Here is a 26,200-nt window from a genome sequence, read left to right as displayed (position 1 = left end):
AGATGTCGTGAAAACAAACTTGCCGGTCACCCAGAACGAAGTTTTCCTTGAACCCGGCAAACCGATTGTCACCAAGACCGATCTGAAGGGCCGCATCACCTACGCGAACGAATCGTTCGTCGCCATCAGCGGCTTCAGCCGGGAAGAGTTGATCGGCGAGAGCCACAATGTGGTGCGTCATCCTGACATGCCTCCGGAAGCATTCGAAGACATGTGGAACACGATCAAGGCCGGCCAGCCATGGCGCGGCCTCGTGAAGAACCGCGCCAGGAACGGCGACCACTACTGGGTCGAGGCCTTCGTCACACCGATGACGCTGGACGGCCGTACCGTCGGCTACCAGTCGGTACGCAACATTCCGAAGCGCGAAGACGTGGCCAGCGCCGAGGCGCTGTACCGCGCGGTACGCGACAAGAGCGCGAAATTCCCGACCACTCCCCGTCACAAGGATAGGCTCGGACTCGCTGCCCGCATCTGGCTGAGCGCCGGCCTCAGCAGCCTGCTGGCCATCGGTGGCGCTGCGCTCGGCGGGCTGTGGGGCATGCTGATGGCGGCTCTTGCGGCTGTGACCGCACTGGGCGGCGCGTGGTATCTGAGCAGCGGCGTCGTATCGCGACTGAACAGCTTGCATTCGACCATCGTTGCACTCGACGAAGGCAAGCTGGCGACCCGGATCGACGCGCCGAAAGGCCCGCTGCGCGAGCTGTTCGTCGGCATGGAAGTGATGCGCATCCATCTGCGCGCGATGTTCGCCGACGTGCTCATCAGTGCGCGCGAGGTCGATGAACGGTCGCAGGAACTCGACGATGCGATGCGCGTGCTCGTCACCTCGACGGGTGCCCAGGGCGAGAACGTCATGCAGGTCGCCGCGGCGATGGAGGAAATGAGCGTGTCGATCAACGAGGTGTCGAACAATACCGACCGCAGCCTCGAAGCCGTGCGGCGTACCGAAACCAGCGCCCACGATGCCATGCAGACGATGGAAGCGGGCATTGCCAGCAGCCATCGCGTCGTCGGCGTGGTGACCCAGTCGCAGACGCGTATTTCGGAAGTGAATGCATCGGTCGAAAAAATCAGCGCAGTGTCGCAGGTGATCAACGACATTGCCGAACAGACCAATCTGCTGGCGCTCAATGCCGCGATCGAGGCGGCACGTGCCGGCGAACAGGGCCGTGGCTTCGCGGTGGTCGCCGACGAGGTGCGCAAGCTGGCCGAACGCACGCGCACCAGCACGAAGGACATTGCGCTGGCCGTGACCGACATCATCCAGCTGGCCAGTTCGGCTGTCGATACCATGAGTGCGACAGCCGGTGAGGTCGCCCGCTCGACCGGCGACATCGAAGCCAGCAGCACCGGCCTGCAGGCCATCTGGGACGCCAGCCGCGAAGCGGCCAACTACTCGGAAGAAATCACTCAGATGCTGCGCCAGCAATCACTCGCGTCGCATGAGGTCGCATCCAGCATGGAGCGCATTTCGGGTTCGGTCGAACAGACCACCTCCAGCGTGCAGTCGGTCGGCGATGCCGCGAGCCGGCTGCATTTGACGTCGAAGGAATTGCGCGAACTGGTGAAGCACCTGGAACAGGCGCTGCACTGATGGCACCCCACTGAGTCGACGTGTCCGCCCCGAAACGGGCGCGCACCTTCCGGCATGCACCCCCAGGCGACCGTCCCGCACAACGTGGGGCGGTCGCTTTTTCTTGTTCCGAGAATCTCGGTCGATCGGCATTGCGTGCAGAGTTGGCAGGGTGCCCGGCAAGGCGCGAGGACCGCCCCGCCCGTAGGTTGGGCTGAGCGCAGCGATGCCCAACGACACCCCGCAACGAAGGCTCCCGCGGGCGCAAAAGGCGATGTTGGGCATCGCTGCGCTCAGCCCAACCTACGAAGACCCGTCACCACACCGCAGGTCGGGACGGACGCAGCCCACGGCAATCACGCACGGATCGACGTCTGCGCACCGGTCAGGCCCTGCAGCACATCGGCCACACCCCTTGCGTGGCCGGCTACCGTTGCGGTTCCGGTGCTGTAGGACTCTATCGTTTCCAGCACGCCGGTCAGGCTCGACACCGCCTTCGACTGGCTTTCGAACATCTGCGCCACGCGAACGATCTCGATCGCCAGCGCGGAAATGTCCTTGCCGATCTCACCCGCGCTGTTGCGCGACTTCTCGGCCAGCATGCGCACCTCGTCGGCCACCACCGCGAAGCCGCGGCCGGCCTCGCCGGCGCGTGCCGCCTCGATCGCCGCATTGAGCGCCAGCAGGTTGGTCTGATCGGCGATCTGCTGGATCATTTCGACCACGTGCTGGATGCGATCGCTGGCCTGCGACAGGTCGCGCGCACTGCCCCCGACTTCGCCGGCCTGGCCGGCCAGGGTGTCCACGGTATCCACCGCCTGCCTGATCACTGCCTGCTGATCGGACAGACGCGTAGTCAGGTCGCCGACCGACGCGTACAGATCGGTCGAACAGGCTTCGAGTTGCCGCGCCGTCGCGTCGCGCGTCTGTTCGGCGGCGAGCATGATTTCGCCCAGCTGGTTGAGGTCGCGCACCACCGGCACCATGCTGACATCGACGTTGGCGGGATCGAGCCGGCTGGTGAAGTTGCCGGAACGGTAGTCGGAAATCTGCTGCACCATCACGCGCGACATGCCTGCCAGCTTGGCATTGTGCCGACGCAGGAAGAAGGCCTTGAACTCGCCGTAGTGGGCGATGAAGTTGTCCACGTATTCGTCGCGGAACGTGTCGGCCGGCTGTGTGCGGAAGAAGAACACGGCGGTCAGCGTCTGGTTAAGGTTCAGGCCGAGAATTTCGCCGAAGGTCGAGAAACCGGCGATGTTGCCGCCGCCGAAAATCCGCTCCAGCCCCGACGATTCGGCGCTGTTGTAGAGGCGGCGCAGCACGCAGTCGTTGAACATGCCGGCCAGCGGTTCGCCCGGCTTGTCCGCCATGAAGGCGCGGTAGTCGCGTTCGGTCGTGCTGGCGAAGGGGGTGCGCCGCACCAGCACCAGTTCTTCGCCCGGCGCGACGTCGCAGTAGAAGTCGACGCGGTCGTTGTCGACATCGAGCCGCGCCACCGAGCGCACGTACAGTTCGTTGTTGACCCGGATGGCGAAGGAGTGACTGTCGAGCCGGGCGGACAGCTGTTTGCGGTCGCAGCCGAAAGTCTTGCACAGCGCCTCGATCAGCGACACCACGCGCCCTTCGCCATTGATCACCAGACTGACCTGCCGGCGCTCGACCGAAGCACTGAATATCTGGAAGCTGGTACCGGCCGGTTCGAAGTTCTGGCTCTTGAACACGCCGAAACGCACTTGCGGCGCCATCTTCAGGAAGGCGACCAGCACGTGGTTGTTGTAGCGGCGCGAACCGTCGTGCAGCCAGGTGTCCTTGAAATCTAGCTTGCCGCCGGCCGAGCCGCCGACGAACAGGCAGGGGAAGCGCCCCGACTCGTACAGCGCCTCCATGAAGAAGGATTCGGAATTCGACAAGCCGTCGAACAGCACGTAGGCGAAGGTGTCGCGATGATCGATGTCGAGATCGACCTGGGTGGCCTGGATGCTGTCCACCAGCCGATCGATGCGCTCGCGATAGTCCATCACCCGGCCGCTCTGCCGCAGATCTTCGCTGGACAACGGAATGGCGACCACACGCGCCTCGCCGATCACGCTGCGATCGAAGCACTGCAGCACGACGCGGTCGCGCCCTTCGGTCGCCTCGCAATACAGCGATCCGCCGCCGCTGCACAGTTCGCCCGCCGTCGTGGTCAAGGTCAGGGCGACATCCGGGAAGCGGGCGCGCACGCTGCGCGCCACCTGCTCGATGTCGACATCGGGGGCCACGTAACCGCTGATGAAGGACGGCGTGCCGACGACCGCGGCAAGCCGGGACTCAAGCTCCGCAACCCGAATCTGGAGGGTGTCTACGCCCCTTTTCCCGGAAACCGCCCTGCGTCCGAAAAGCTTCATTTCCTGTCTCCCTGTAAGTCCCGGCACCCCGCCGTGTTGCCGGATACGAAGCGGTCTTACGGGAGGGCGTCAGCGCACTTTAGAGTGCGTCAGGCAAACATTTCGTCCGATGTCCAGATTTTGGACAGTCTGTTTTTTCTTTAAACACATGGACTTGGATGTGACACTTTATCCGTCTTCAGCAGTCGGCGCCGTCCTGCAATACCCGATCGGCAAGCGCACTGGCGCTGTTGAAGGCGTCCTCGACCCGTTCTCCAAGACAACCGTCCGACGCATAGCCGAGCTTGCTGCCCGCGTCCCACAGACATTCACGTCCCAATGCCTCGACCACCCTCGCAAAGCGCCAGCGATGCGCGCGGCAAAGCGACGGTACCGCCGTCGCGCCGACCGCCGACAGGAAGGCCTCGAGCAGCAGACGCTCGACCTGCTCGACGCTCAGTTCAAGGTGCTGCTGCGACCACTGAGGGGAGGCATGGATCACCCAGCAGTCTTGCGCACTGTCGCGCTGGGATTTGCTGCTGTCGCGCGCCGCCCAGCCGAGCACCCCACCGGCGGCCGGGCGCAGGCAGTCGGCGGCATCGAGTCGTGTGTCGAACGACAGCATCAAGGCCCAGCACGGCGCATAGCGGATGCGCGGCATTGCGTCGGCAAAGACCGTGACGTCCACGTCCGTGCAGCGCCCGAACAGCGCCGCCGCCTGCGGCGCGGGCAGCGTCACCAGCACCGCATCGAAGCAGGCCGGCAGGCGGCCCTGCCCTGTTTCCAGCCACCAGCCGAGATGGTCGCGGCCGAAGCCGGTGATCGCGGTTTCCATATGCACCTCGGCGCCCCAAAGCATGCGGGGTGCGATGGCATTCATGCCGGGGACGCCGACCCAGCGCGGCGATGCGTCGAGCCCGCCAGGCGCCCAGGCGGCCGCGACACCGGCGCGCCGCCAGTCGGCGAGCTGCGCCGCCATGGCTTCGCCGCGCACCGTCATGTACTGCACGCCGTGGTCGAACTGAGACCGGTCGGCACGCCGCGTTGCCAGGCGTCCGCCGGCTGCGCGTCCCTTGTCGAAAACCTGCACGTTCAGGCCGGCGTCGATCAGGCGGCGGGCCAGCGTGCAGCCGGCCATGCCGGCCCCCACCACTGCGATGTCACGCATTTTTGCACTCTCCCGTTCCGGTGATATCCGGTCATTCACTGCTGTCGACATCGAATCGTGACCGGCGTTTGCGGCGCACCGACGCCGGACGGGACAGGCGACGCGCCTATCGCGTCCGGCTGTCACCGAAGCCGGCGCGCGCGCGCACTGTGCTAGGGTGCGATTGAAACAGAATAAGTGCGACGGCGAGTGATGATGGCCGCGCACGCACACACGCTCTGCCCATGCCCCGCCAACTGCTCGCCCACTACCCGCAAACCGGCACGCGCTACGACGAACTGCTGTCCGGACCGTGGGCCCTTCGTCCGCACTGGCGCAGCCTGTTCGACACACTCGTGCGCGCCCGTCCGGAACAGATGCAGGAGCGGCTGAGCTCGATGCGTCGGCAGATCCGCGAGAACGGCGTCACGTACAACGTCTATGCCGATCCGCGCGGCGTCGAACGACCGTGGGAACTTGATGCCCTGCCGCTGATCATCCCGCCGGACGAGTGGGAACAGATATCGAGCGCCATCGCGCAGCGCGCCGAACTGCTGAACCGCATCCTGCTCGACGTCTACGGCCCGCAGCAGATGCTGGAGGAAGGCCTGCTGCCGCCGGCACTGATCTACGGACACTCGGGGTTCCTGCGGCCGTGTCACGGCATGGCGGTGCCGGGCAATATCCACCTGCACCTGTACGCGGCGGATCTTGCACGCTCGCCGGATGGCCGCTGGTGGGTGCTGAACGACCGCACACAGGCGCCGTCGGGCGCCGGCTATTCGCTGGAAAACCGACTGGTCATTTCACGCATCTTTTCGGAGCAGTTCCGCGACCTGCGCGTCGAGCACCTGGCCAGCTTCTTCGCCACGCTTCGCGACACGCTGGCGCAGCACGCGCCGCAGAGCGATGGCCCGCCGCTCATCGTGCTGCTGACCCCGGGGCCCTACAACGAAACCTATTTCGAGCACGCGTATCTGGCGCGCTACCTGGGTTTTCCGCTGGTCGAAGGCTCCGACCTGATGGTGCGCGACGGCTGTGTCTGGCTGAAGAACCTGTCGGGCCTGCGTCGGGTGCACGTGATCCTGCGCCGGCTCGACGACGACTTCTGCGACCCGCTGGAACTGGATGGCGAATCGGCGATCGGCGTACCGGGCCTGGTCGAAGCGGCCCGTCAGGGCAATGTGCTGATCGCCAATTCTCTCGGCTCCAACCTGCTCGAGTCGGGCGCCCTGCTCGGCTTTCTGCCCCGTCTGTGCCGACGCCTGCTGGGCGAGGAACTGGCAATGCCATCGCTCGCCACCTGGTGGTGCGGCGAGGAGGCGGCGCTCGAGGACGCGATCGAGAAGCTCGACAAGCTGGTGATCAAGCCGGCCTTTCCGCAGTTGCGCATCCAGTCGGTGTTCGGCCAGGATCTGGACCGGCGCGAGCGTGCCGCACTGATCGCCCGCATGCGCGCGCGACCGCACCACTACGTGGCGCAGGAACTTGTGCAACTGTCGCAGGCACCGGTGTGGGACACCCAGCATCCGCGCCGGCTCGCGGCACGCGCAGTCGGCCTGCGGGTGTTTGCCTGCGCCTCGCCGGACGGCTACGTCGTGATGCCGGGCGGCCTGACCCGCGTCGCCTCGGAGCGCGACGCCCGCGTGATCGCGATGCAGCGCGGTGGTTCGAGCAAGGACACCTGGGTGCTGACCCACGGTACCGTGAATACCTTCAGCCTGCTGCGCCGGTCGGTCGGTCCGTCGGAACTGGTCCGGGCGGGCACCAAACTGTCGAGCCGAGTGGTCGAAAACCTTTTCTGGTTCGGCCGCTATTGTGAACGCTGCGACAACACGGCGCGCCTGCTGCGCGCATTGATCGCACAGCACATCGAACACGGAGACATCGAGGGCCACGCGCTGACCCGGCTGTGCCAGCACAAGGGCATCCTGCCGAAAGACCTCGAAGACGCGTCGATCAGCGATCTCGAGGAGGCGCTGCGCGGGGCCGCACTCGATGCCGCGCAGCCGGGGTCACTGGCGTCCGGCCTGCACCAGCTTTCCAATGTGGCCTTCAGCCTGCGCGAGCGGCTGTCGATCGACAACTGGCGCATCATCAGCCGGCTGGCCGATGACCTGACCGACGTGCCGACGGAGCTGGGCGAAGTACTCGAGCGGCTGGACCGCAGCGTACTGGCGATGATGACGCTGTCCGGCTTTGCGCTCGACGGCATGACGCGCGACCAGGGCTGGCGCTTCCTGTCGGTCGGCCGGCGCATCGAACGTCTGCAGTTCATGAGCCAGGTGCTGCGCGAGGCGCTTGCCGATGACGGAGACACGCCCGACTGGTTGCTCGAACTGGCGGACAGCACAATCACCTATCGCTCGCGCTACATGACCCGGCCGCAGTGGCTGCCGGTCATCGACCTGCTGGTCGCCGACGAAACCAATCCGCGTTCCATCGCCTATCAGGCACTCGGGCTGACCGACTATCTTGCGCGCCTGGCCGCGCATTTCGGCACCATCGAATCGGCGGCGCTGTCGGATGCCGTGGCCGACATGCTCGCGCTGCGTGCAGACACCGACTTCCGCGCCGGCTCGCCACGCCTGCTCGCGGTCCTCGAAGCGCTGGGTACGGCGGCCTATACCCTGTCGGAACAGCTCGGGCGCCGCTTCTTCAGCCACGCCGCGACGCCGTGGCCGGGCAGCAACAGCTGATCATGAAGCGCGTCCGCTACAACGTGCTGCACGAAACCCGCTACGCCTATGCGCGTCCGGTTTCGCTGTCGCGCCAGATGCTGCATCTGACGCCGCGCGAAACACCGCGCCAGATCACGCTCGAACACGCCGTCGACATCGATCCGGTGCCCGCCGAGAGGCGCGCCCGGCGGGACTACTTCGGCAATCTGGTGGACAGTTTCACGGTCAGCGCCGCACACGACGAACTGGTCGTGGTGGCCGATTCAACGGTCGAAGTGACCGGTCGCGAAGCGGCCGACAGCCCCGCGTCACCTTCGTGGGAACATGTGCGGGATCGCCTGCATCAGGTCGGTCCGGCACCGCTGCTCGAACCTTGCCAGTTTCTTTATGCCAGCCCGCACATCGAACCTTTGCCCGTCCTCGGCCGCTATGCACGGCTCGATTTTCATCGGGGCCGGCCGCTGTTCGAAGCGGCAAGCGCATTGATGCAACGGATTCACCGCGACTTCGAGTTCGATCCGGAGGCGACGACGGTCAGCACGCCGCTGGAAACCCTGCTGAAGGAAAGGCGCGGCGTGTGTCAGGACTTCGCGCACTTCATGATCGGCTGTCTGCGCGCACTCGGTCTGCCGGCGCGATATGTCAGCGGCTATCTGCTGACCCTTCCGCCACCCGGCAAACCCCGGCTCATCGGTGCCGACGCATCGCACGCATGGGTGTCGGTGTTCTGTCCGGGCACCGGCTGGATCGACTTCGACCCGACCAACTGCGTGCAGCCGGACGATCAGCACATCACCGTCGGCTGGGGACGTGACTTCAGCGATGTGACGCCGATGCGCGGCGTCATCCTCGGCGGCGGCGAACACACCATCGAGGTGTGCGTCACCGTCACGCCCGAGGCGCCGGCCGATCGGGCGCCAATAGCGGGGGCGCTTGAACCGGATTGAATTCCCATCCATAATGCTGGTTTTTCCTCCGCGGGCACCGTCTGCATGGGCCGAACATGGCGCAGCCGACCCGGGGTTCGATGTCCAGCAGTTGCGGCCGACCGGCGGCACTGCATCAGTGAAAGTACAGGCATGAAACAAGATATCCACCCTAATTACGTTGCCGTCGCCGTCACCTGCTCGTGCGGCAATACCTTCGAAACACGTTCGACGCTCGGCAAACCGCTGCATGTTGAAGTGTGCTCGCAGTGCCACCCGTTCTACACCGGCAAGCAGAAGATCATCGACACCGCAGGTCGCGTCGAGCGCTTCCGTCAGAAATACGCCAACGTGCCGCGCAGCTGATCAGGCTGCACGTTTGCTGAAAGGCAGCCAATGGCTGCCTTTTTTCATTTCCGGCCGCACTTTTCGAAGAGGCCGCCCTACCCGGACGCCGGATCCAGTCAAGCGCCCGCGCACCGTATGGTGACAAACACGGCCGGCCCGACTGCCCCTAAAATCCGCCCGCCACCCTGACTGATCGTTCCGATGACGCTCCCGCCGTTGCTGCGCCAGACCCCGCGAAACTTCCTGATCGGTGATCCGCCGCAAACTGCCTTCGTCCTGGCTGTCGTGCTGGTTTACCTGTTCACCGGACTGTTCGGCCGCGACCCGTGGAAGGGCGACGATGCGCTGCACATCGGCATCGCGCTGGCCTTCGCACGCGAAGGCGAATGGCTGCTGCCGCGCCTGGCCGGACAGGTCTGGCTGGACAGCCCACCGCTGTTCCACTGGGTGGCCGCCCTCACCGGGCAGATCGGCAGCTGGCTCGGCTCGAGCTTTGCCGACAGCGCACGCGTGGCCAGCGCGTTCTTCGCTGCGTTATGGGTGTGGGGCAGCGCCGGTGCGGCACGCGAACTGTACGGACCGCCGGCGGCGCGAATCGCACCCCTTCTGGCGCTCGCCAACATCGGCGTCGTGGTGCATCTGCACGATGCGCAACCGGCCACCACCATGCTGGCAGCGCTCGGCATCGGCATGTGGGCGCTGGCGCTGGTGGCGCGCAAACCCTGGCATGGCGGTGCCGCACTGGTGCTCGCCCTTGCCGTCGCCGGACTGGGTACCGGGCTGTGGCTGGCCGCCATCCTGCTGATTGCAGCAGCGGCGATGCCGCTGCTGCCGGTGTGGCGCAGCGTCGCCGGCACCGCTTCACGCATGGTTGCGCTGCCGCTTGCGATGGCGATCGGTGCGCTGCTCGCGGCCAGCTGGGTACTGCTGCTCGACCCGGCTCATGCAGCCCGCGTCTGGCAGCATGATTTCGACCGCCTGATTCCCGATGGCCCCCGGATCGCCGCCGATGCTGCGGAATGGATCAAGGTGCTCGCCTGGTTTGCCTGGCCGGCACTGCCGCTGGCCGGCTGGGCGCTTTGGAAGCGAAGGCATCAGTGGCGGTCGCCGGTGTTTTCGCTGCCGCTGCTGCTGTTCGTGCTGCTGTTCGTGCAGGTCAGCGGCGACGGCATCGTGCGCAACCAGCGCGCACTGCCATTGCTGGCGCCACTGGTCGTACTGGGCAGCGCAGGCCTTCCGGCCCTGCGGCGCGGCGCGGCGAACGCGCTGGACTGGTTCGGGGTGATGACCTTTTCGCTGCTCGGCTTTGTCATCTGGCTGGGCTGGGTCGCCATGCTGACCGGCTGGCCGGAACGTTTCGCGCGTACCTTCTCGAAGCTTGAACCGGGTTTCGTCATGGCGCTGTCGTGGGGGCCGTTCATTCTCGCCACCATCGTGTCACTGGCCTGGCTTTGGATGCTGTTGCGCTCCCCCAGAACGCCGACACGCGGAGCGGTCACCTGGGGATGCGGCGTATTGCTGATATGGTTCCTGCTGAGCAGCCTGTGGTTGCCCTGGATCGACTACGGTCGCAGCTATCGCGACGTCGCCGGCCAGATCGCACGGGCGTTGCCGGCGGGCGGCGGGTGCATTGCGTTCAGCGGGTTGCAGGACAGCCACCGGGCTGCGTTCTATTATTTCGTTGGTCTGAAGCCGGTCAATGCGATGAGCACAGCCGGCCGACAATGTGACACCCTGCTTGCGTACCATGGACGGGGCGGCCAGCGCCCCGTGCTCGACGCAAGCTGGTCGATCGTGTGGGAAGGTCGGCGACCGGGCGACCGGCACGAGCGATTCATGCTGTACAGGCGAAGCTGAACCGACGCATTCACTGACAGAAGAAAGAAAGCGGAACACATGAACCTGCTGATGCAGACATCCGCATGGCCGGCCCTGAGGTCCAAGGCGATCCAGCTGTCGCGCGTGCACCTGCGGAATTTCTTCGAACAGGACAGCGAGCGATTCGCGCGCTTTTCGCTCGCGCACGACGGCTGGCTGATGGATTACTCGAAGCAGCGCGTCGACGATGAAACCCTGTCGCTGCTGATGGAACTGGTGCATGCGCTCGACCTTCCGCGCGGCATCCGTGCGCTGGCTGCCGGAGACCAGGTGAATTTCACCGAGCGCCGCGCCGCGCTGCACATGGCGCTGCGCGCGCGCGACGGCGCTCACGCCGAACTGGTGCGCGATTGCCTCGGCGCACTCGAACACTGGGTGGGTCTGATCCGTCGACGCGAATTGCTCGGAGCAACCGGCCAGACCATCACTCACGTGATCAATCTGGGCATCGGTGGCTCTGACCTCGGTCCGCGGCTCGCGATGGAAACGCTCGAACCGCAGTGCGACGGCCCGGTGGTCAAGTTGGTGGCAAACCTCGATCCGGTAGCGCTTGACATGGCCTTGCGAGACTGCAAGCCAGCGCACACCGCGTTTGTGTTGTCTTCGAAAAGTTTCACCACGCAGGAAACGCTGGCCAACGCAAAGGTGGCGATGAAGTGGCTGGCCGACGGGCTGGGCAGCGCGGGGGTCGGCCAACATCTGTTTGCCGTGACCAACCGTCCCGCGGCGGCGCAGGAACTCGGGGTACCGGCTGAACGCTGCCTTTTCCTGCCGGAATGGGTCGGTGGCCGCTACTCGGTATGGTCCTCGATCGCGCTGCCGCTGGCCTGCGCGATCGGCATGCCGGCCTTCCGCGAAATGCTGGATGGCGCTCGCTCCATGGACGAGCATTTCACCCAGGCGCCGATGAGCAGCAACCTGCCGGTCATGATGGGCCTGATCGATTTCTGGAACGCCAGCGGCATGGGTCTGGAAACGCTGGCCGTGCTGCCCTACAGCCATCTTCTGCGAAGCCTGCCGACCTACTTGCAGCAACTGGAGATGGAAAGCAACGGCAAGCGCTGCACATCGACCGGTGAGCTGAGCCGGGCGCCGAGCGCACCGGTCGTGTGGGGTGGTTCGGGCATCGTCGGTCAGCACGCCTACCACCAGCAGTTCTATCAGGGCACGCGCATGATGCCCATGCATTTCATTGTGCCGCGTCATGCGCCCGACGAGCGCACGCGCATGGTGCAGTTGAATGCGCTTGCGCAAAGTGCCGCGCTGATGCGCGGCAAGACGCGCGACGAGGCACTTGACGAGCTGCGGCGCAGCGGGCTGTCGGAGCAGGAAGCCACCCGGCTGTCACCGCATGTCGCCTGCCCGGGCAACCAGCCCAGCACCACGCTGCTGATGCCGCAACTGAACCCGCGTACGCTGGGTCAGCTGCTTGCAATGTATGAACACAAGGTGTTCGTGCAGGGCTGGCTGCTGGGCATCAACAGCTTCGACCAGTACGGCGTCGAATACGGCAAGCAGATGGCGCGCGCCCTTGCCAGCGGAAACCTGCCGGCAGATGCCGATGCATCGACCCGCGGTCTGCATGCCGCGCTGGGCAAGCCGGGCTGACGTCTGACGCCGGCCTGATTGCCGGCGTGGCCGGTGTTTCCACGGAATCTCCTTACGGCGCAAGCCTGACGCGCGACCATGCCGTTCCAGGCTGGCTGCGCCGGTACAGCAACCGATCGTGCAGGCGATCCGACCTGCCCTGCCAGAATTCGATCGCATCCGGCTGCAGACGATAGCCACCCCAGTTCTCGGGACGCGGCGGCGCCGAGCCGAATTTCGCCTCGAACTGCCGGACCCGTTCGGCCAGCGACTCGCGACTCGGAATCTCGCGGCTCTGTGGTGATGCCCAGGCGCCCAACCGGTTGCCGAGCGGGCGCAGCGAAAAATAGGCGTCCGACTCCTCCGCGCTGACCCGGCTCACCCTGCCCTCGATACGGATCTGCCGTTCCAGCGCCGCCCAGAACAGCAGCAGACTGGCGTGCGGGTTGCCGGCAAGCTCGTCGCCCTTGCGACTGTCGTAGTTCGTGAAGAAGACGAATCCGTCGTCGCCATAGCCGCGCAGCAGCACGATGCGGGCACTGGGACGACCATCGGCGCCGACGGTGGCCAGCGTCATCGCATTCGGATCGCGCTCGACCACGCGACCTGCGTCCTCGAACCAGCTGCGGAACTGCACGATCGGATCATCGGATGCGGCCGTCTCGTCGAGGCTGCCGAGGGTGTAGTCGATGCGGTGCTGAGTCGGATCCATCAAAGTCTCCTTCATTCGGGTGCAGGAATGCGTTCGAGCCCGGCGACTTTTGCGCCAGCGGTGAGCTTGCGGGACGCAAACCAGCCCGCGTTCGTTTCAAGCGCGTAGCGCGCCGGCCGGGTCGCGCAGTGCGATGTTTCGTCGTGCGGCGTCATGTCGGCAATGTTGATGACCACGCCCTGCGCGTCGATGAAGGCGACGCTGAGCGGAATCAGCGTGTTGCGCATCCACATGCAGTGCGTCTGTACCTGCGGGAACACGAACAGCATGCCCGCATCGGCCGGCATTTCGGTGCGGTGCATCAGGCCGGTCATGCGCGCCGACTGCGTGCGCGCGACTTCAGCCTTGACGCGGTACATGCCGACTGCCAGATCCACTGCAGGCGGCGCGGCATGAGTGCCGGTGCTCAGTGCAATCCACAGCAGGCAAAACAGTCTTCTGATCATGACAGGCGGTCAGGTGGCAAGGATGGTGACGGAAACGAAGCGGTACGTATTGATCGACGTCAGTCTGCGCTAGATCGGACGGGGCTGCGCAGGGCGGATGGCACAAAGCTGGCGGCCTCCGTTTCATGCCATTGACCCGGTTGCAGGCCACCAAGTTGCCACGGGCCGATGGCGATACGGATCAGACGCAGCGTCGGATGGCCGATCGCTGCCGTCATCCGGCGGACCTGGCGGTTGCGCCCCTCGCTGATGTCGAGTTCGAGCCAGCAGGTGGGTACCGCGACGCGGTGGCGCACCGGCGGATCGCGCGGCCACAGACCGGCCGGTTCGTCGATGCGGCGCACGGCGCACGGGCGTGTCGGACCGTCCTTCAGCGTCACACCGGCACGCAGACGATCCAGCGCAGCTTCGTCCGGCACCCGTTCGACCTGCACCCGGTAGCGCTTGACCATCTTGTGCTTAGGATCGGTGATGCGATGCTGCAGCGCGCCGTCGTCCGTCAGCAGCAGCAGCCCTTCGCTGTCGGTGTCCAGGCGACCGGCCGGATAGACCCCGGGTACGTCGACCCAGTCCGCCAGCGTCGGGTGCAGACCGTCGGCGGAAAACTGGCAGATCACGCCGAACGGCTTGTTCAGCAGCAGGAGACGGCTCACGCAGGCACGCCGGACGGCGCATCGGCATGTCCGAAACGGCGCGAAAAACGCAGCTGCTCCGGATACGGAAAGAAGTCCTGTATGTGACCTTCGCGGATGCGCTGCTGCGTTTCCTGCCAGAACTTAACGTCCAGCAGGTCGCGGTGATACTTCAGGAAAGCGGCCCGCACCTTGGGCGTCGACAGCAGGAAGGTGGCGAACTCTTCCGGAAAGATGTCGTTGCGCGCCACCGAATACCAGACCTCGCCCGACATTTCATGCTCGAAACTGGGCGCCGGCGGTATGCGGCGGAAATTGCAGTCGGTCAGGAATTCGATCTCGTCGTAGTCGTAGAACACGACCCGGCCGTAACGGGTGACGCCGAAGTTCTTCCACAGCAGGTCGCCCGGGAAGATGTTGGCGACCGCCAGTTCGCGGATCGCATTGCCGTACTCGTACACCGCGTGATCGATCTGTTCCTCGCTGGCGGTTTCGAGGTAGATGTTCAGCGGGATCATGCGCCGCTCGATATAGCAGTGGCGGATCACCAGCGTGTCGCCGTCGCGTTCGATCATCGACGGCGCCAGCTCTTCGAGCTGCTCCAGCAACTCGGGCGTGAAGCGGTGCGCCGGCAGCGCGATGTCGGAAAACTCGATGGTGTCAGCCATGCGGCCGACGCGGTCGACCTGCTTCACCATCAGGAACTTGCGCTTCACCGTTGCCCGGTCGGTGTCCTTCGAGCTGCCGAACTTGTCCTTGATGATCTTGAAGACATAAGGGTAGGACGGAAGCATGAACACCAGCATGACCAGTCCGCGGATGCCGGGTGCCTCGACGAAATTGTCGTTCGAGTGGCGCAAATGATTGATCAGGTCGCGGAAGAACATGGTCTTCCCCTGCTTGCCCAGCCCGAGCATCGTATAGATCTCCGAGCGCGGCTTCTTCGGCATCAGGGCGCGCAGGAAATGCACGTTGGCCGACGGCACCTGCATGTCGGCCATGAAGTAGGCGCGCGACAGCGAGAACATCACGCTGACCCGCCAGGGTTCGAGCAGGATGGCGTCGAGAAACAGCCCGCCCTTGCGGTCATGCAGCACCGACACCATGAAGGGGTATTCCTGGTGGCCGTTGATCGCCTTGCCGATCACATAGGCCGCCTTGTTGCGGTAGAACGCCGAACTGAGCACCTGCAGCTGGAAGTTCGCTTCCCGTTGCGGCCACTCGCCGCCCAGGTGCGCCTGCACGGCACGCATCACGTAGTCGACATCCCGGTCGAGGTCGGTGTAGGGCCGCTTCCAGCCGAAATCGCTGAAGATGGTTTTCATCGCCACCCGCAGCCCTGACTGGTTCGGGTAGTAACTGCGCCAGGTCGGCGGCGAACTTTCGATCAGCTCGGTCGAAATGGCCGGCCGGACGAAGATGAAGTCGTTGTGGAAATACTGCCGGTGCAGGATCTTTGTCGTGACCGAATTGAAGAAGGTTTCCGCCAGTTCCGGCTGCTGATGATTCACGAGCAGACCGATGTACAGCAGCTTGGCCTGCTGCCAGGTGTTGTCGTCCAGCGAATCGGCATGAAACTCGTTGTGCAGCCGATCGACGCACTCGCGCACACGGTCGTCGTAATACTGGATGCGCTCGCGGATGCAGCGGTGCTGGCCCTGCCAGTCCGCCTGCTCGAAACGTTCCTTGGCATTGCCGCTGACCATGCGGAAAAGGCGATAGTGCTTGTCGAAGCCGTCGATCAGCGCCTGCGCGATGGCATGGGCGACCCGGTTCTGGCCTGCCGGAAGATTCATGTGCTGTCCGCCCTGTCTGTGGAGATCGGGATTCTATTGCGGGAGATCGCCTGACGGGCATCGGTGCCGCGCAATCGCGCTTCGCGGGTGCAGCAGGTGTCGCATCAAATCGCGATTGGGGGATAATCGCGCTGGCCTGCTGGCGGCAACCCCGCCGCAGGGACTATAACCAGACAACACACCAAGGAGCTGGATGGCATGAGTACAACTCACATCAAGATTCCCGCCGAGGGGACAAAGATCGTCGCAGGACAACCTGTCCCGGACAACCCCATCATCCCGTTCATCGAAGGCGACGGCATCGGCGTGGACATCACGCCGGTCATGAAGGACGTCGTCGATGCAGCGGTGGCCAAGGCCTACGGCGGCAAGCGCAAGATCACCTGGATGGAGGTGTATGCAGGCGAGAAGGCCACCCGGATGTACGGCCCGGACGTATGGCTGCCCGAAGATACGCTGGCAGCGCTGAAGGAATACGTGGTGTCGATCAAGGGCCCGATGACGACGCCGGTCGGCGGTGGTATCCGCTCGCTGAACGTCGCGCTGCGTCAGGAGCTTGATCTGTATGTATGCCTGCGCCCCGTGTGCTATTTCCAGGGCGTACCCAGCCCGGTCAAGCACCCGGAGCAGATCAACATGGTGATCTTCCGCGAGAACACGGAAGACATCTACGCCGGCATCGAGTGGCAGGCCGAGTCGGACGGCGCACGCAAGGTGATCAAGTTCCTGCGCGATGAAATGGGTGTCAAGAAGATCCGCTTCCCCGAAACATCGGCGATCGGCATCAAGCCGGTGTCGCGCGAAGGCTCGGAACGTCTGATCCGCAAGGCGCTGCAGTACGCGGTGGACAACGATCGCAAGTCGGTCACCTTCGTGCACAAGGGCAACATCATGAAGTTCACGGAAGGCGGCTTCCGCGACTTCGGCTACGGGCTGGCGCAGAACGAATTCGGTGCCGAGCCGATCGATGGCGGCCCGTGGTGCAAGTTCAAGAACCCGAAGACCGGACGCGACATCATCGTCAAGGATGCGATCGCCGACGCCTTCCTGCAGCAGATCCTGCTGCGCCCGGCTGATTACGACGTGATCGCCACGCTGAATCTGAATGGCGACTACATCTCCGACGCGCTGGCCGCACAGGTCGGCGGCATCGGCATTGCACCGGGCGCCAACATTTCCGATCAGTACGCGGTATTCGAAGCCACGCATGGCACCGCGCCGAAGTACGCCGGGCTGGACAAGGTGAATCCGGGTTCGCTGATCCTGTCGGCCGAAATGATGCTGCGCCACATGGGTTGGATCGAAGCGGCCGACCTGATCATCGCGTCGATGGAACGAGCGATCGGCGATCGGCAGGTGACCTACGACTTTGCCCGTCTGATGGACGGTGCGAATGAAGTGTCGTGCTCGGAATTCGGTCGCGCAATGATCGCGCGCATGTAGTCCGGCACATCCCGTGCGTCCGAAGCGAAGTATCTGGCGCACGGCAGTGAAAAACAAAAAACCCGGTCCTGGACCGGGTTTTTTGTTTTGTACCGCGTGTATCGCGATCAGGCCGCCTGAATGTTCGCCGCCTGTTTGCCCTTCGGGCCTTGCGTCACTTCGAAACTTACCTTCTGACCTTCCTTGAGCGTCTTGAAGCCTCCCATCTGGATCGCGGAGAAATGCGCGAACAGATCCTCGCTGCCGTCGTCAGGAGTGATGAAGCCGTAACCTTTGGAATCGTTGAACCACTTCACAGTGCCAGTTGCCATTGTTGTCTTCCTCTCAGCTGCTCGAATGACCCGAAATCCCCGTTTTGTGTGTGCACTTCAAGTTCTGATGCTCTGACTCCGGGAACTACCGACCCTGCGGGAACTCCGCAACGGACTGAGAATCCGATCACGCAAGAGCTTGAACCAAGTACAAATCGGCTTTTAGCCCAGATGTCCTGAACGGTCAAGCCGTTTTCGTTGTGCAGTACGGCACATCATCAAGCCACCAACCGGGCCCGGTTCGCGACGGAGGTGTCGCTCGGGTTCCGTCCGGAATGAGTACCAGCCGGGCGGATAAGGGGGCATGTCGACGCTCCGGAAAAGACCCCTGAAAGCCGTAGAATTCCCGTGTTGCAGAGCGGTTGATTGTGATTAGAATGAGGCCATGGTTACACGCAAGCAGGAAGAAACACTTCTTGAGCTTGAAAAGAACAGGGCTGAGCCCCCACCTCTCTTCAAGGTCATGGTGTTGAATGACGATTACACCCCGATGGACTTCGTGGTTGGAGTGCTCCAGAGGTTTTTTGCCATGAGCAGGGAACAGGCTACCCGCGTGATGCTCAAGGTACATACGGAGGGCGCCGGAGTTTGCGGCATTTACCCCAGGGACGTAGCAGCGTCCAAGGTCGAACAGGTGTGTACCTTTGCCCGCCAGCATCAACATCCGCTGGCGTGTGTCATGGAGGAAAATTGAAATGATCGCGCAGGAGTTGGAAGTCAGTCTTCACATGGCATTCGTCGAAGCCCGGCAGAAGCGCCATGAATTCATCACGGTCGAGCACCTGCTGCTCGCGCTGCTCGACAATCCTTCAGCCGCCGAAGTACTGCGTGCCTGCGCCGTCAACATCGACGACTTGCGCAAGGAGTTGTCCGCCTTCATCAACGAGCACACGCCCGTGGTCGATGGCAGCGAAGAGATCGACACACAGCCGACGCTCGGATTCCAGCGCGTGATCCAGCGCGCCATCCTGCACGTCCAGTCGTCGGGCAAGAAGGAAGTCACCGGCGCAAATGTGCTGGTCGCGATCTTCGGCGAAAAGGATTCGCATGCGGTGTATTTCCTGCAGCGCCAGGGCGTGACGCGACTGGATATCGTCAATTTCATTTCGCACGGCATCACCAAGTCGGCGCAACCCGCGGCAGCGAGCAAGCCCGAGGCCGAGCAGTCCGAGCAGGAGCCGGAAGGCAGCCAGGCAGGTGGCGCGCTCGACAGCTTTACGCAGAACCTGAACGCGCAGGCGCTTATGGGCAAGATCGATCCGCTGATCGGTCGCGATGACGAACTCGAACGCGTCATCCAGACGCTGTGCCGCCGTCGCAAGAACAACCCGCTGCTGGTGGGCGAAGCCGGCGTTGGCAAGACCGCCATTGCCGAAGGTCTCGCGCGCCGCATCATCGAAGGTCGAGTGCCCGACATCCTTGCCGATGCGACGATCTACGCGCTCGACATGGGTGCGCTGCTCGCCGGCACGAAGTATCGCGGCGACTTCGAGCAGCGTCTGAAGTCGGTGCTGAAACAACTGCTCGACAACGCGAACGCGATTCTTTTCATCGACGAAATCCACACGCTGATCGGCGCAGGTGCTGCATCCGGCGGCACGCTAGACGCGTCCAACCTGTTGAAGCCGGCGCTGTCCTCCGGCCAGCTGAAGTGCATCGGTGCGACGACCTATACCGAATATCGCGGCGTGTTCGAGAAGGATCACGCACTGTCACGCCGGTTCCAGAAGATCGACGTCAATGAACCGAGCGTCCAGGAAACCGTGTCGATCCTGAAGGGCCTGAAATCACGCTTCGAACAGCATCACGGCGTCAAGTACTCGTCGACCGCATTGTCCTCGGCGGCGGAACTTTCGGCGCGCTACATCAATGACCGTCACCTGCCCGACAAGGCGATCGACGTGATCGATGAAGCCGGTGCAGCCCAGCGCGTGTTGCCCAAGTCGAAGCAGAAGAAGGTGATCGGCAAGACCGAGATCGAAGAGATCGTCGCGAAGATCGCGCGTGTTCCTTCGCAACACGTGTCCAACGATGATCGCTCTGCGCTGCGCAACCTCGACCGCGATCTGAGGAACGTGGTGTTCGGTCAGGACAAGGCCATCGACGCGCTGGCAACTGCGATCAAGATGTCGAGATCCGGTCTGGGCAATCCGCAGAAGCCGATTGGCAGTTTCCTGTTCAGCGGCCCGACCGGCGTCGGCAAGACGGAAGTCGCCCGTCAGCTTGCCTACTGCATGGGCATCGAACTGGTCCGTTTCGACATGTCCGAATACATGGAACGCCACGCAGTCAGCCGGCTGATCGGCGCACCGCCGGGCTATGTCGGCTTTGACCAGGGCGGCCTGCTGACCGAAGCCGTCACGAAAAAGCCGCATTGCGTGCTGCTGCTCGACGAGATCGAGAAGGCACACCCGGACATCTACAACATCCTGCTGCAGGTGATGGACCACGGCACCCTGACCGACAACAACGGGCGTCAGGCCGACTTCCGCAATGTGGTCATCATCATGACGACCAACGCCGGCCAGGAAACATTGCAGAAATCGGTGATCGGCTTCACCGACGACCGCAAGCCGGGCGACGAGATGGTCGACATCAAGCGGCTGTTCACGCCGGAGTTCCGCAACCGTCTCGATGCCATCATTTCCTTCAAGCCGCTCGATCGCGAGATCATCCTTCGCGTGGTCGACAAGTTCCTGATGCAACTGGAAGGGCAGTTGCAGGAGAAGAAGGTCGAGGTGGTTTTCTCGGACACGCTGCGCGCCTGGCTCGCCGAGTCCGGATTCGATCCGCTGATGGGTGCGCGCCCGATGTCGCGTCTTATCCAGGACACGATCCGCTCGGCACTGGCCGACGAGTTGCTGTTTGGTCGCCTGACCAATGGCGGCAAGGTGACCATCGACATCGATGCCGACAAGAAGGTGAAGCTGGTTTTCGACGAAGAGGAAGCTGTCGCACCGGCGTGATGCCGGCAATGACAGCAGAGGCGGCCCACGGGCCGCCTCTTTTTTTGCCCCGGCGCTTTCACCCCGTTTTTCTTGCCCCGACTTCTACCGTGTTTCCATTGGGAAAGGACACATCATGACGATACAAACAGCAGATCTGTGCGACCAATTCGAAGCCGAACTGCAGGTCTGCGCGCCCATGTTCCGCAGTTTCGGCGGGCACTGCGCCTTCGGCGGTCCGATCAGCACCTTGAAGCTGTTCGAAGACAACGGGTTGGTGCGCAAGGCACTCGAGACGCCTGGCAACGGCAAGGTGCTGGTAGTCGATGGCGGCGGATCGATGCGCCGGGCGCTGGTCGGCGACCAGATTGCCGCGCTGGCAGTGAAAAACGGCTGGGCAGGTATCGTCGTCTATGGCTGCATCCGCGACTCGGCCGCCATTTCGCAGATGAACATCGGGGTGATGGCGCTCGGCACCCATCCGCTCAAAACGGTCAAACGCAATGAAGGCCAGAGCGACATCACGATCAGCTTCGGCGGCATCGACTTCGTTCCCGGACATTATCTGTATGCGGATGGCGACGGCGTCATAGTGAGCAAGCGCGCACTGATCTGAAGTAAATCCGGGTATCGCAGCGCACCAAAATCTGTGCATTTTCCGGATTTATTTCACACCTTGTGGATCGAACAAACATCAAGCCATTGTTTTTAAACAATTAGATATTTCTTATATCTTATAGAAGACCTCTTGTTGCTTTGCCCAAGGGTCTTTATACTTCGTCTGTCACGATCGTCGCCTGACGCTGCTGTCAGTCGGTTTCCGGACGCCCGGCCTGCATGTCACCACCCATGACTTCATGCCAACGCGGATTTCGTGGTTCGGCCCGCATCAGCACTCGATGGCCGAAAGGATGTCCGGACATCGCAACCGGACAGGGGCGTCAAGCCGCTTCAGATTCAGATGCAGGCCGCGCAGCGCGCAATAGCTGAGCGACCGTTTTTTGTTTTTTCTCCGAGGATGAGCAATGAGCACGAAAGATCAGGAAATCGCCAAGATTCAGAAGGACTGGGACGAGAACCCCCGCTGGAAGGGCATCAAGCGCGGCTACACCGCAGCCGACGTTTATCGCCTGCGCGGTTCGTTCCCGGTCGAGTATTCGCTGGCCCGCCGCGGCGCCGAAAAGCTGTGGGATCTGGTCAACAACGAGCCGTTCATCAACTGCCTCGGCGCACTGACCGGCGGTCAGGCCATGCAGCAGGTTAAGGCCGGCGTGAAGGCGATCTACCTGTCGGGATGGCAAGTTGCCGCTGACAACAACTCGTACGAAGCGATGTACCCCGACCAGTCGCTGTACCCGGTTGATTCGGTGCCGACGGTCGTGAGCCGCATCAACAACAGCTTCAAGCGCGCCGACGAAATCCAGCACGCCAAGGGCATCTACGAAGGCGACAAGGGCTACATCGACTACTTCGCCCCGATCGTGGCGGACGCGGAAGCCGGTTTCGGTGGCGTGCTCAACGCCCACGAACTGATGAAGGCGATGATCCGCGCCGGCGCCGGTGGCGTGCATTTCGAAGACCAGCTGGCGTCCGTGAAGAAGTGTGGTCACATGGGCGGCAAGGTGCTCGTGCCGACGCAGGAAGCCGTGCAGAAGCTGATCGCTGCCCGTCTGGCTGCCGACGTCTACGGCGTGCCGACGCTGATCCTGGCCCGTACCGATGCGGAAGCCGCTGACCTGCTGACCAGCGATTGCGACGCCAATGACAAGCCCTTCGTCACCGGCGAGCGCACGGCCGAAGGCTTCTACAAGACCAACAAGGGTCTGGACCAGGCCATCTCGCGCGGCCTCGCCTACGCACCGTATGCGGACCTGATCTGGTGCGAAACCGGCACGCCGGACCTGGCATTTGCCAAGGCTTTCGCTGATGCGATCCACGCCAAGTTCCCGGGCAAGCTGCTGGCCTACAACTGCTCGCCGTCGTTCAACTGGAAGAAGAACCTGGACGATGCGACCATCGCCAAGTTCCAGCGCGAACTGGGCGCCATGGGCTACAAGTACCAGTTCATCACGCTCGCCGGCATCCACAACATGTGGTACCACATGTTCGATCTGGCGCAGGACTACGTCGCCCGCGGCATGTCGGCCTACGTCGAGAAGGTGCAGGAGCCGGAATTCGCTGCGCGCGACCGCGGCTACACCTTCGTGTCGCACCAGCAGGAAGTCGGTACCGGCTACTTCGACGACGTGACCACCACGATTCAGGGTGGTGCTTCGTCGGTGACCGCGCTGACCGGTTCGACCGAAGAAGAACAGTTCCACTGAGTTCGGCCCCGCGCAAGCGGAAACAAAAAGCCGCCGGGTGCAGATCCGGCGGCTTTTTTCATGCGTTCGCCAAAGTTTGCCCGCGACTACTCATCGTCACCCGACTGAGGCAATTCCGGCATGTGGGTGCCGCCGGACTCCCAGTAAGCCAGGTCTCCATACGTCAGTTTCAGCAGATCCACGAACAGCCGGACTCGCAGCGGCAGGTGGCGGCGCTGTGGAAACAGCGCAAAGATGCCCATCGGCGGCGCGGCGAAGTCGTGCAGCACTTCCATCAGCGCGCCCGAAGCCAGGTCCTCACGCACCTCCCAGTAAGAACGCCAGGCCAGCCCGAGTCCGCTGACCGCCCAGTCGCGCAGCACGGCGCCATCATTGCATTCGACCAGATGCGTGATGCGCAAGGTCAGCGGCTCGCCATGCGCCATGAAATTCCAGCCGCGCGACTGCGCGCGGTTCGGTCCGAGTCCCAGACAACGGTGCTGCAGAAGGTCGTAGGGATGACCCGGCTTGCCGAAGCGCTGAAGGTATTCCGGGCTCGCGACGACGACGCGACGCGTCTCGCCCAATTTGATACTGATCATGCTGGAATCCGGAAGGCTGCCTATCCGGACTGCGCAGTCCACGTTCTCGTTCACCAGATCGACCATGCGATCGGTCAGATCCAGCGAAATCTTGACCTCCGGATTGAGGCCCATGAAGCGCTTCACCAGCGGCGCAACATGACGGCGACCGAAGCCGGCAGGTGCGCTGACGCGCAGCAGACCCGTGGCGCGCGCCCCGCCGGCACCCACAGCCGCGTCGGCGCTGGCCATCTCGTTCAGGATGCGCTGGCAGTCTTCAAGGTAGGCCGTGCCTTCATGGGTCAGTGTGAGCTTGCGGGTCGTGCGCAGCATCAATTTCACGCCCAGCCGCTCTTCCAGCGAGTCAATGCGTCTCCCGATCACCGCTGGCTGCACCCCTTCGAGCTTGGCTACTGCCGACAGGCTGCCCTGCGCGGCAACCGAAACGAAGGATTCGATCTCTTTGAAGCGGTCCATTTTGTACTTTTAGTAAAAGATAAATGTACTTAAGCGGAGCTTAACTATTACATAAGGAAAGTCTAGTATTTGTGCAGATGCAGCAATTCACGCCGGGCACAAGCCGGTCTGATGCATCGGACGTTAGACCTCGGTCCTCCCGTCTGCAGATGGCGCAACCCGACTTCTGCGGCACATCCTTCCGGCGACGGCACCACCGCTGATCGGCTGGATGTGAGGGACGGCCACCTCTGGTCCGGAGCACGTAGCACTTCCGCTCACGTCACACCGGCTCGCGAACTGCCATCGGAGCGCACGCTTATGACTATTGCTGAATCGACCCAGAAGCTCGACCGCACAGCGGAACTGCCGGAAGGCGTGATCATCACCGCGCCGGTCAGTGCCGAGTACCGCACCATCCTGACGCATGAAGCCCTTGCGCTGCTCGCCGAGCTCCACCGTCAGTTCGAGCCCCGTCGTCGTGAAGCGCTCGCCGCCCGTGTCAAGCGCGCGGCCGAACTTGACGCCGGCACGCCGATGGACTTCCTGCCCGACACGCTGCACATCCGCGAAGGCAACTGGAAGATCGCACCGCTGCCCCCGGCGCTTCAGCGCCGGCGCATCGAAATCACCGGGCCGACCGAACGCAAGATGGTGATCAACGCGCTGAATGCCGGCGCCGACAGCTACATGAGCGATTTCGAAGATTCGAATTCGCCGTCGTGGGACAACCAGATCACCGGCCAGATCAACCTGCGTGACGCGATCCGCCGCACCATCAGCGTCGAGAAGGACGGCAAGACCTATGCGCTGAACGATGAAGTGGCCGTGCTCCAGGTGCGTCCGCGCGGCTGGCATCTCGACGAGAAGCATGTGCTGATCGATGGTCAGCGCGTGTCCGGCGGCCTGTTCGATTTCACGCTCTACTTCTTCCACAACGCGAAGGAATTGATCGCGCGTGGCGCCGGCCCGTTCTTCTATCTTCCGAAGCTGCAGAGCCATCGCGAAGCGCGGCTGTGGAACGACGTGTTCGTCGCCGCCCAGGACGCACTCGGCATTCCGCGTGGCACGATCAAGGCCACGGTGCTGATCGAAACGTTGCATGCCGCGTTCGAAATGGACGAAATCCTGTACGAACTGCGCGATCACAGTGCGGGCCTGAATGCCGGACGCTGGGATTACATCTTTTCCTGCATCAAGGCGATGCGCAACAACCGTGATTTCTGTCTGGCTGACCGCAGCAAGATCCTGATGACCGTGCCGTTCATGCGTGCGTATGCGTTGTCGCTGATCAAGACCTGCCACAAGCGCGGCGCACCGGCGATCGGCGGCATGAGCGCGCTGATTCCGAACAAGAAGGATCCGGAAGCCAACGAAAAGGCACTTGCCGGCATCTGCGCCGACAAGCATCGCGACGTGACCGACGGTTACGACGGCGGCTGGGTGGCCCACCCGGGTCTCGTCGCACCGGCGCTGGCGGAATTCGTTGCCGTGCTGGGCGACCGGCCGAACCAGTTCGACAAGCAGTTGCCGGATGTCAATTACGGTGCAGCGGACCTGCTCGACTTCCGTCCCGAAGGCCCGATCACGGAAGCCGGCCTGCGTACCAACATCAACGTCGGCATCCACTATCTAGGCGCCTGGATGGACGGCAACGGATGTGTGCCCATCCACGGCCTGATGGAAGATGCCGCGACGGCCGAAATCAGCCGGGCACAAGTGTGGTCCTGGATCCGCAGCCCCAAGGGCATCCTGGACGACGGCCGCAAGGTCACGGCAGACATGGTGCGCGCGCTGATCCCGCAGGAACTGGACAAGATCAAGGCGCTGCTTGGCGCCGGCTACAAGGACACCTACATGCGCGCCGCCAACCTGTTCGGCGACATGTGCGTGGCCACGGAACTGGCCGACTTTCTGACGCTGCCGGCTTACGAACGCATGGAGTGAGCCTTACCCACCGCAGCATCACTGACGGCACCCCACAAGGGTGCCGTTTTTCTTTTCAGCTCCAGACACCGGGAGCGGAAACAAAAAGGCCCGGAAACCGGGCCTTTGACATTCCT

General features: G+C 63.3%; 20 protein-coding genes. 12 read left to right on the top strand and 8 right to left on the bottom strand.

Features of this window, described 5'->3' with window-relative positions; all coding sequences use genetic code 11:
• The first annotated feature begins 7 nt into the window (after nt 1–7).
• A complete protein-coding gene (locus tag NMQ16_RS14915) occupies nt 8–1,597 on the top strand; it encodes a PAS domain-containing methyl-accepting chemotaxis protein (protein WP_257081635.1) in 1,590 nt (529 codons plus the stop codon).
• Nucleotides 1,598–1,932: 335 nt separating this feature from the next.
• Here NMQ16_RS14915 and NMQ16_RS19285 read toward each other — a convergent pair whose 3' ends face one another.
• Together NMQ16_RS19285 and NMQ16_RS14900 are read right to left on the bottom strand one after the other, a co-directional pair.
• A complete protein-coding gene (locus NMQ16_RS19285; protein ID WP_306441846.1) occupies nt 1,933–3,966 on the bottom strand; it encodes a methyl-accepting chemotaxis protein in 2,034 nt (677 codons plus the stop codon).
• Between the two features lie 178 nt (nt 3,967–4,144).
• Nucleotides 4,145–5,113, bottom strand: a complete 969-nt coding sequence (locus NMQ16_RS14900; RefSeq protein WP_257081634.1) for an NAD(P)/FAD-dependent oxidoreductase — start codon at nt 5,111–5,113, stop codon at nt 4,145–4,147.
• 224 nt (nt 5,114–5,337) lie between these two features.
• Between NMQ16_RS14900 and NMQ16_RS14895 the strand changes: the two genes are divergently transcribed.
• From NMQ16_RS14895 to pgi, 5 genes are all read left to right on the top strand, one after another.
• Complete coding sequence (locus NMQ16_RS14895) at nt 5,338–7,791, top strand: circularly permuted type 2 ATP-grasp protein (protein WP_257081633.1); 2,454 nt, start codon at nt 5,338–5,340, stop codon at nt 7,789–7,791.
• Between the two features lie 2 nt (nt 7,792–7,793).
• Nucleotides 7,794–8,720 (top strand): transglutaminase family protein, encoded by a 927-nt coding sequence (locus NMQ16_RS14890; protein WP_257081632.1) that lies wholly within the window; start codon nt 7,794–7,796, stop codon nt 8,718–8,720.
• A gap of 132 nt (nt 8,721–8,852) precedes the next feature.
• Nucleotides 8,853–9,065: a 50S ribosomal protein L31 gene (rpmE, locus tag NMQ16_RS14885; protein ID WP_069037752.1), complete on the top strand. Its 213-nt coding sequence runs from the start codon at nt 8,853–8,855 to the stop codon at nt 9,063–9,065.
• A 183-nt stretch (nt 9,066–9,248) separates the two neighbouring features.
• Entirely contained in the window at nt 9,249–10,904 is a 1,656-nt protein-coding gene (locus NMQ16_RS14880) for a hypothetical protein (protein WP_257081631.1), read from the top strand.
• Nucleotides 10,905–10,943: 39 nt separating this feature from the next.
• Nucleotides 10,944–12,533: a glucose-6-phosphate isomerase gene (gene pgi, locus NMQ16_RS14875; RefSeq protein ID WP_257081629.1), complete on the top strand. Its 1,590-nt coding sequence runs from the start codon at nt 10,944–10,946 to the stop codon at nt 12,531–12,533.
• 52 nt (nt 12,534–12,585) lie between these two features.
• On the opposite strand, the gene pdxH is transcribed toward pgi, so the two are convergent.
• From pdxH to aceK, 4 genes are read right to left on the bottom strand one after another with little or no spacing between them, the layout of a single operon-like run.
• The gene (gene pdxH / locus NMQ16_RS14870; protein WP_257081628.1) at nt 12,586–13,224 is read right to left on the bottom strand and encodes a pyridoxamine 5'-phosphate oxidase; all 639 of its coding nucleotides are present in this window, start codon (nt 13,222–13,224) and stop codon (nt 12,586–12,588) included.
• 11 nt (nt 13,225–13,235) lie between these two features.
• Nucleotides 13,236–13,670, bottom strand: a complete 435-nt coding sequence (locus NMQ16_RS14865; RefSeq protein WP_257081627.1) for a DUF192 domain-containing protein — start codon at nt 13,668–13,670, stop codon at nt 13,236–13,238.
• A gap of 59 nt (nt 13,671–13,729) precedes the next feature.
• Nucleotides 13,730–14,323 (bottom strand): pseudouridine synthase, encoded by a 594-nt coding sequence (locus tag NMQ16_RS14860; RefSeq protein WP_257081625.1) that lies wholly within the window; start codon nt 14,321–14,323, stop codon nt 13,730–13,732.
• Nucleotides 14,320–16,098: a bifunctional isocitrate dehydrogenase kinase/phosphatase gene (gene aceK / locus NMQ16_RS14855; RefSeq protein WP_257081624.1), complete on the bottom strand. Its 1,779-nt coding sequence runs from the start codon at nt 16,096–16,098 to the stop codon at nt 14,320–14,322. Before aceK ends, NMQ16_RS14860 begins: the two co-directional genes overlap by 4 nt.
• 198 nt (nt 16,099–16,296) lie before the next feature.
• Between aceK and icd the strand changes: the two genes are divergently transcribed.
• A complete protein-coding gene (icd, locus tag NMQ16_RS14850; protein ID WP_257081623.1) occupies nt 16,297–17,541 on the top strand; it encodes an NADP-dependent isocitrate dehydrogenase in 1,245 nt (414 codons plus the stop codon).
• A 107-nt stretch (nt 17,542–17,648) separates the two neighbouring features.
• Here icd and NMQ16_RS14845 read toward each other — a convergent pair whose 3' ends face one another.
• Nucleotides 17,649–17,852 (bottom strand): cold-shock protein, encoded by a 204-nt coding sequence (locus NMQ16_RS14845; RefSeq protein WP_069037760.1) that lies wholly within the window; start codon nt 17,850–17,852, stop codon nt 17,649–17,651.
• A gap of 385 nt (nt 17,853–18,237) precedes the next feature.
• Here NMQ16_RS14845 and clpS point away from each other — a divergent pair, with 385 nt between their 5' ends.
• The 4 genes from clpS (at nt 18,238) to aceA (ending at nt 23,121) form a co-directional block, all read left to right on the top strand.
• Nucleotides 18,238–18,546 (top strand): ATP-dependent Clp protease adapter ClpS, encoded by a 309-nt coding sequence (gene clpS, locus NMQ16_RS14840; RefSeq protein WP_069037761.1) that lies wholly within the window; start codon nt 18,238–18,240, stop codon nt 18,544–18,546.
• 1 nt (nt 18,547) lies between these two features.
• A complete protein-coding gene (gene clpA, locus NMQ16_RS14835) occupies nt 18,548–20,818 on the top strand; it encodes an ATP-dependent Clp protease ATP-binding subunit ClpA (protein ID WP_257081622.1) in 2,271 nt (756 codons plus the stop codon).
• A gap of 115 nt (nt 20,819–20,933) precedes the next feature.
• Nucleotides 20,934–21,413 carry a ribonuclease E activity regulator RraA gene (rraA, locus tag NMQ16_RS14830; protein WP_257081621.1) on the top strand — a complete coding sequence of 160 codons (480 nt, stop codon included), beginning with the start codon at nt 20,934–20,936 and terminating at the stop codon, nt 21,411–21,413.
• Between the two features lie 409 nt (nt 21,414–21,822).
• The gene (gene aceA, locus NMQ16_RS14825) at nt 21,823–23,121 is read left to right on the top strand and encodes an isocitrate lyase (protein ID WP_257081620.1); all 1,299 of its coding nucleotides are present in this window, start codon (nt 21,823–21,825) and stop codon (nt 23,119–23,121) included.
• 86 nt (nt 23,122–23,207) lie between these two features.
• Here the strand turns inward: aceA and NMQ16_RS14820 are convergent, their stop codons facing one another.
• Nucleotides 23,208–24,158: a LysR family transcriptional regulator gene (locus NMQ16_RS14820; protein ID WP_257081619.1), complete on the bottom strand. Its 951-nt coding sequence runs from the start codon at nt 24,156–24,158 to the stop codon at nt 23,208–23,210.
• Nucleotides 24,159–24,458: 300 nt separating this feature from the next.
• Between NMQ16_RS14820 and aceB the strand changes: the two genes are divergently transcribed.
• The gene (aceB, locus tag NMQ16_RS14815) at nt 24,459–26,084 is read left to right on the top strand and encodes a malate synthase A (protein ID WP_257081618.1); all 1,626 of its coding nucleotides are present in this window, start codon (nt 24,459–24,461) and stop codon (nt 26,082–26,084) included.
• Nucleotides 26,085–26,200: the final 116 nt, after the last annotated feature.

This window comes from Methyloversatilis sp. XJ19-49, assembly GCF_024580145.1.
Lineage (GTDB): Bacteria > Pseudomonadota > Gammaproteobacteria > Burkholderiales > Rhodocyclaceae > Methyloversatilis.
Note: the sequence above shows the minus strand (reverse complement) of the source record. Positions and strands in the feature narration are given on the sequence as shown.

Excerpts from the sequence above, each read along its gene's own strand:
- NMQ16_RS14820 (WP_257081619.1), bottom strand. The coding sequence starts at position 24,158 with ATGGACCGCTTCAAAGAGATCGAATCCTTCGTTTCGGTTGCCGCGCAG.
- clpS (WP_069037761.1), top strand. The coding sequence starts at position 18,238 with ATGGTTACACGCAAGCAGGAAGAAACACTTCTTGAGCTTGAAAAGAAC.
- NMQ16_RS19285 (WP_306441846.1), bottom strand. The coding sequence starts at position 3,966 with ATGAAGCTTTTCGGACGCAGGGCGGTTTCCGGGAAAAGGGGCGTAGAC.
- NMQ16_RS14895 (WP_257081633.1), top strand. The coding sequence starts at position 5,338 with ATGCCCCGCCAACTGCTCGCCCACTACCCGCAAACCGGCACGCGCTAC.
- NMQ16_RS14900 (WP_257081634.1), bottom strand. The coding sequence starts at position 5,113 with ATGCGTGACATCGCAGTGGTGGGGGCCGGCATGGCCGGCTGCACGCTG.
- icd (WP_257081623.1), top strand. The coding sequence starts at position 16,297 with ATGAGTACAACTCACATCAAGATTCCCGCCGAGGGGACAAAGATCGTC.
- pdxH (WP_257081628.1), bottom strand. The coding sequence starts at position 13,224 with ATGGATCCGACTCAGCACCGCATCGACTACACCCTCGGCAGCCTCGAC.
- rpmE (WP_069037752.1), top strand. The coding sequence starts at position 8,853 with ATGAAACAAGATATCCACCCTAATTACGTTGCCGTCGCCGTCACCTGC.
- NMQ16_RS14865 (WP_257081627.1), bottom strand. The coding sequence starts at position 13,670 with ATGATCAGAAGACTGTTTTGCCTGCTGTGGATTGCACTGAGCACCGGC.
- NMQ16_RS14890 (WP_257081632.1), top strand. The coding sequence starts at position 7,794 with ATGAAGCGCGTCCGCTACAACGTGCTGCACGAAACCCGCTACGCCTAT.
- NMQ16_RS14880 (WP_257081631.1), top strand. The coding sequence starts at position 9,249 with ATGACGCTCCCGCCGTTGCTGCGCCAGACCCCGCGAAACTTCCTGATC.
- aceA (WP_257081620.1), top strand. The coding sequence starts at position 21,823 with ATGAGCACGAAAGATCAGGAAATCGCCAAGATTCAGAAGGACTGGGAC.
- aceK (WP_257081624.1), bottom strand. The coding sequence starts at position 16,098 with ATGAATCTTCCGGCAGGCCAGAACCGGGTCGCCCATGCCATCGCGCAG.
- clpA (WP_257081622.1), top strand. The coding sequence starts at position 18,548 with ATGATCGCGCAGGAGTTGGAAGTCAGTCTTCACATGGCATTCGTCGAA.
- rraA (WP_257081621.1), top strand. The coding sequence starts at position 20,934 with ATGACGATACAAACAGCAGATCTGTGCGACCAATTCGAAGCCGAACTG.
- pgi (WP_257081629.1), top strand. The coding sequence starts at position 10,944 with ATGAACCTGCTGATGCAGACATCCGCATGGCCGGCCCTGAGGTCCAAG.
- aceB (WP_257081618.1), top strand. The coding sequence starts at position 24,459 with ATGACTATTGCTGAATCGACCCAGAAGCTCGACCGCACAGCGGAACTG.
- NMQ16_RS14845 (WP_069037760.1), bottom strand. The coding sequence starts at position 17,852 with ATGGCAACTGGCACTGTGAAGTGGTTCAACGATTCCAAAGGTTACGGC.